This is a genomic window from Ezakiella sp. (assembly GCF_034180565.1).
Lineage (GTDB): Bacteria > Bacillota > Clostridia > Tissierellales > Peptoniphilaceae > Ezakiella.
The window spans coordinates 1-3254 of record NZ_JAXFOB010000036.1; the positions used below are offsets into that span (position 1 = coordinate 1).

Consider the following 3254-nt stretch of genomic DNA (forward strand, 5'->3'; position numbering starts at 1 on the left):
CTTAAGGTCGACGTTGTATCCATTTTAAAAGATTTGGGCATATCCGACAATTTTTTTCAACTTATAGGGAGATTGAATAATGAAAGTTTATATATTGACGGCAAACACTTTAAGTGATGAATACGACGGTTGGGGTTGCGAGATTACACTTTTCGGGGTGTATGACAGCTTAGAAAAAGCAGAAAAAGCGAAGAAAAAATTGAAATATCCGTTGCCGAAAATAAACGAAGTGGAACTCAACAAAAAAGCAGACGTTTATTTAGGCGGATATATTGAGTGATTGAGAGGGAAATATGGGAAAGGTGGAATTGAATATAAACGAATTGACCGCAGTTAAGACGGTTCTTAAACATTTCATTGACTTTTACAAAGACGGCTCGATTGAAATCGAGAGTCCGTCTGATGATATAAGCAAGAGGGAGTTTTTGGGCTCGGCTATAAGTGCTTATATGAAAATATTTTATTCACTCAATATGTGGGAAACAGAAGACGAAACAGAAAACAAGAAAGGGGAATAATATGGAAAAAGCTTTAAAGAAGCTAATAACAAAGATAAGAAAAGCATTTAAGAAACTAATAATCACTATTAGGCAAGCTTTATGCAAGCATAAAGAAACGGAAAAAGTAGTAGAAAATTCAGTATTTAAAAGAATAAGCGGCGAAACCGTTTACGTTCGTTGTAAAAAGTGCGGAAAAATTTTAGACAGTATCAATTACGAATACGAGGGTTTAGGCTACAAATAAAGGCGACAGAAAATGAAATATATTATAGAACGAAAAGGTGGTTGGTACGTTACATCTTATTCAAAAGATAAAGAGAATGAGCAAAACATATCTTCATCAAGAGCGTTATCTCGTGCGTTGAGATTTTCTGAAAAAGAAGACGCAAAAGCAATGGCGGTATTAGTTAACGGAAAAGTAATAGAGGTGAAAGAATGAGAATTTTTATAGTAATGGACACAACAGAAAATACTGGTCGAGAGTCAATTATTGGTGTTTTTGAGTCATTAGCAAAAGCAAAAACTGCACTTGCTGATTATGTATTAAATACAGAAAATGACACAATAGAGCCTGCTTATGTGGATATTGTTAGATTTGAGGTGGAAGAATGAAAGTTAGAAGATTGTATGAATTAATAAATAGATATAGTAGAAGTCTTGATGACGAGATTTCATTTTATGACAGCAATGACAATGAATTAAAATTAGCTGACATAGATGGAGATGATGGACAAATTCTTATTGTATTTGAACAAGCAGGAGATATTGAATGAAAAGATTAAAGATGATTAATCGTTAGAAAGGGGAATAATATGGGTTTTAAAGAATTACAAGAAAAGGTATTAGAATGGGCGGATAGCCACGACCTATTGCACGAAGAAAACGCGGACAAACAGTTTATGAAGTTTATCGAGGAAGTGTTCGAGTTTAAGACGGAATTTGATTATTTAGAGAGGATAGGGCAAGACCCGTCAGAGTGTTATTCTGATTATGAGCAGATAGAAACTCAAGAAAATATGCAACTTGAAATGGGCGATGTTTTCGTAACACTTATAATCTTATGCAAGCAACTCGGCATAGAGCCACAAAGGTGCTTAGAACTTGCATACGAAAAGATTAAGGACAGGCAAGGAAAGACGATTGACGGTACTTTCGTGAAAGAGGAAGATTTATAATGATGAAAATTATAGAAAAAGATAGAGGAAGTGTAGAATTTGTAGAGCCGATGAATCCAATGTTTCAACAAATGTTTGGTAGAAATACAAGTGTTTTAGAACTGAGATTCTTGCCGTTTTTGATGTATAGCTTAACAGACCAATATATGGAAAGAGAGAAAATTAGAAGCGGTGAAAGAGAACTTTTAAACGAATATCAATCTAAGGGATTTATCGTAAAAGATGGCATAAGTATCGGATGCACAAAAGAGTTTTGGAATTTCATATCTTCGGTAGTGTATGACTCTTATGTACAAGAGTTGAGTAAAGCGGAAGATTTAGATGAGAGATAGCAACTTAGATTTAACACAGTTCGGTTATATGAGAAAAGGCTTTACTCGATGTTTAAGAGCGTTAAAAGATTCCACTGAAACAATAGAAATTGCAGAAAGCAACGGAAGTAGGCGTTATAAGTTATTAAAAGCAATTATTGATATGTGCTTAGATGACCCGAACTATGTTGTCGATAAAGGAAATATAAAACCGTTTAAATATAAATTTAAAGACGGAGAGTTGATATTTTCGGAGATTTTAGATGATTAACGCAAAAGAAAAAGTCGATTCACTCGTTAAAAGCGGTCAGCTCAGATTGACTGTTATCGACGAGGAACTTATGCAGATTGAGAGTTACGAAGATGACGACACAATCGTTCGGATTTACACAGACCCCGAAGCAACGGCAGAAGATATTTTAAGAGCGATTGAGTTGGGGCGAAACACGAAAGAGTGCGTTCATAGAAGATAACATCAACAGTATTTACGGTTTAAAGCTTATATACGGCGTTTGATTTGAAAACACCTTTAACTATATGGCTTTTACATTTAAACGCCGTGTATGGGCGATAAAGGCGAAATAAAGAGGGAATGGAGAACGGTTATGACGGTACAAAAACAGATTGACGAATACAAAGAGATTGTAAAGATTATGAAAACGTGTGCGGACACAAAAAATCTTTATGAGGTCTTTACGGATTTTATAAAGCTTATGGCTTACGACATCAGTTCGGTTGTAGATTTAAGCACGAAAGACGAGAGAGATAAAAATTATCAAGATATAGCAAAGAAATACACAGCGGAGCAATTAAACAGTTGTGCGGAGATTATGGCACTTGTTACATCGGCACTTGAAAAGAAAAGGGAAGACGTTTTCGGGCGAATATATATGGAACTTGGTTTTGGCGACAAGTTAAAGGCACAAGAATTTACACCGACAGGAATATCAAATTTAATGGCAAGGCTTGCACTCGATAAAGAAAGCGTAGAAAATGCACTCAAAAAAGAGGGGTTTGTAATGGTTGAAGATTCAAGTTGCGGCGGTGGCAGCACCTTAATTCAAGCGGTTGAAACACTTACTGAAATGGGTGTCAATCCGAACGGTCAAATGCTTGTATTTGCGAATGATTTGGACTTTACGTCGGTTGCAATGTGTTATATACAGTTATCTCTTTTAGGAGTTCCCGCCGTTATAAAACATCAAGACACTTTAACGCTCGAAACATACAGCACGTGGTACACCCCGTTTTTCGTTTTGGGCGGTTGG

At 35.9% G+C, this 3254-nt stretch carries 11 protein-coding genes; all 11 read left to right on the plus strand.

The features are described from left to right. The first annotated feature begins 79 nt into the window (after nucleotides 1-79). The gene (locus SPI61_RS07660) at nucleotides 80-280 is read left to right on the plus strand and encodes a hypothetical protein (RefSeq protein ID WP_321137533.1); all 201 of its coding nucleotides are present in this window, start codon (nucleotides 80-82) and stop codon (nucleotides 278-280) included. 13 nt (nucleotides 281-293) lie between these two features. Beyond that, on the plus strand, nucleotides 294-518 hold the full coding sequence (locus SPI61_RS07665; RefSeq protein WP_321137534.1) for a hypothetical protein: 225 nt from the start codon (nucleotides 294-296) through the stop codon (nucleotides 516-518). Between the two features lies 1 nt (nucleotide 519). Next, on the plus strand, nucleotides 520-744 hold the full coding sequence (locus SPI61_RS07670; RefSeq protein WP_321137535.1) for a hypothetical protein: 225 nt from the start codon (nucleotides 520-522) through the stop codon (nucleotides 742-744). 12 nt (nucleotides 745-756) lie between these two features. Then, complete coding sequence (locus SPI61_RS07675; protein ID WP_321137536.1) at nucleotides 757-939, plus strand: hypothetical protein; 183 nt, start codon at nucleotides 757-759, stop codon at nucleotides 937-939. Beyond that, complete coding sequence (locus tag SPI61_RS07680; RefSeq protein WP_321137537.1) at nucleotides 936-1112, plus strand: hypothetical protein; 177 nt, start codon at nucleotides 936-938, stop codon at nucleotides 1110-1112. Before SPI61_RS07675 ends, SPI61_RS07680 begins: the two co-directional genes overlap by 4 nt. Next, nucleotides 1109-1273, plus strand: coding sequence for a hypothetical protein (locus tag SPI61_RS07685; RefSeq protein WP_321137538.1), 165 nt, complete (start codon nucleotides 1109-1111; stop codon nucleotides 1271-1273). Before SPI61_RS07680 ends, SPI61_RS07685 begins: the two co-directional genes overlap by 4 nt. 39 nt (nucleotides 1274-1312) lie before the next feature. Further along, nucleotides 1313-1675, plus strand: a complete 363-nt coding sequence (locus tag SPI61_RS07690) for a MazG-like family protein (protein ID WP_321137539.1) — start codon at nucleotides 1313-1315, stop codon at nucleotides 1673-1675. Next, nucleotides 1675-2007, plus strand: a complete 333-nt coding sequence (locus SPI61_RS07695) for a hypothetical protein (RefSeq protein WP_321137540.1) — start codon at nucleotides 1675-1677, stop codon at nucleotides 2005-2007. Before SPI61_RS07690 ends, SPI61_RS07695 begins: the two co-directional genes overlap by 1 nt. Then, entirely contained in the window at nucleotides 1997-2257 is a 261-nt protein-coding gene (locus SPI61_RS07700; protein WP_321137541.1) for a hypothetical protein, read from the plus strand. The genes SPI61_RS07695 and SPI61_RS07700 overlap by 11 nt, the downstream gene beginning before the upstream one ends. After that, entirely contained in the window at nucleotides 2250-2459 is a 210-nt protein-coding gene (locus SPI61_RS07705) for a hypothetical protein (RefSeq protein WP_321137542.1), read from the plus strand. The genes SPI61_RS07700 and SPI61_RS07705 overlap by 8 nt, the downstream gene beginning before the upstream one ends. A 132-nt stretch (nucleotides 2460-2591) precedes the next feature. Continuing rightward, on the plus strand, nucleotides 2592-3254 hold a 663-nt coding region (locus SPI61_RS07710; RefSeq protein WP_321137543.1), incomplete at its 3' end, for an N-6 DNA methylase.

Bases quoted from the DNA above. Each gene is read 5' to 3' on its own strand.
- SPI61_RS07660 (WP_321137533.1), top strand. From the start codon at position 80: ATGAAAGTTTATATATTGACGGCAAACACTTTAAGTGATGAATACGAC.
- SPI61_RS07665 (WP_321137534.1), top strand. From the start codon at position 294: ATGGGAAAGGTGGAATTGAATATAAACGAATTGACCGCAGTTAAGACG.
- SPI61_RS07670 (WP_321137535.1), top strand. From the start codon at position 520: ATGGAAAAAGCTTTAAAGAAGCTAATAACAAAGATAAGAAAAGCATTT.
- SPI61_RS07675 (WP_321137536.1), top strand. From the start codon at position 757: ATGAAATATATTATAGAACGAAAAGGTGGTTGGTACGTTACATCTTAT.
- SPI61_RS07680 (WP_321137537.1), top strand. From the start codon at position 936: ATGAGAATTTTTATAGTAATGGACACAACAGAAAATACTGGTCGAGAG.
- SPI61_RS07685 (WP_321137538.1), top strand. From the start codon at position 1,109: ATGAAAGTTAGAAGATTGTATGAATTAATAAATAGATATAGTAGAAGT.
- SPI61_RS07690 (WP_321137539.1), top strand. From the start codon at position 1,313: ATGGGTTTTAAAGAATTACAAGAAAAGGTATTAGAATGGGCGGATAGC.
- SPI61_RS07695 (WP_321137540.1), top strand. From the start codon at position 1,675: ATGATGAAAATTATAGAAAAAGATAGAGGAAGTGTAGAATTTGTAGAG.
- SPI61_RS07700 (WP_321137541.1), top strand. From the start codon at position 1,997: ATGAGAGATAGCAACTTAGATTTAACACAGTTCGGTTATATGAGAAAA.
- SPI61_RS07705 (WP_321137542.1), top strand. From the start codon at position 2,250: ATGATTAACGCAAAAGAAAAAGTCGATTCACTCGTTAAAAGCGGTCAG.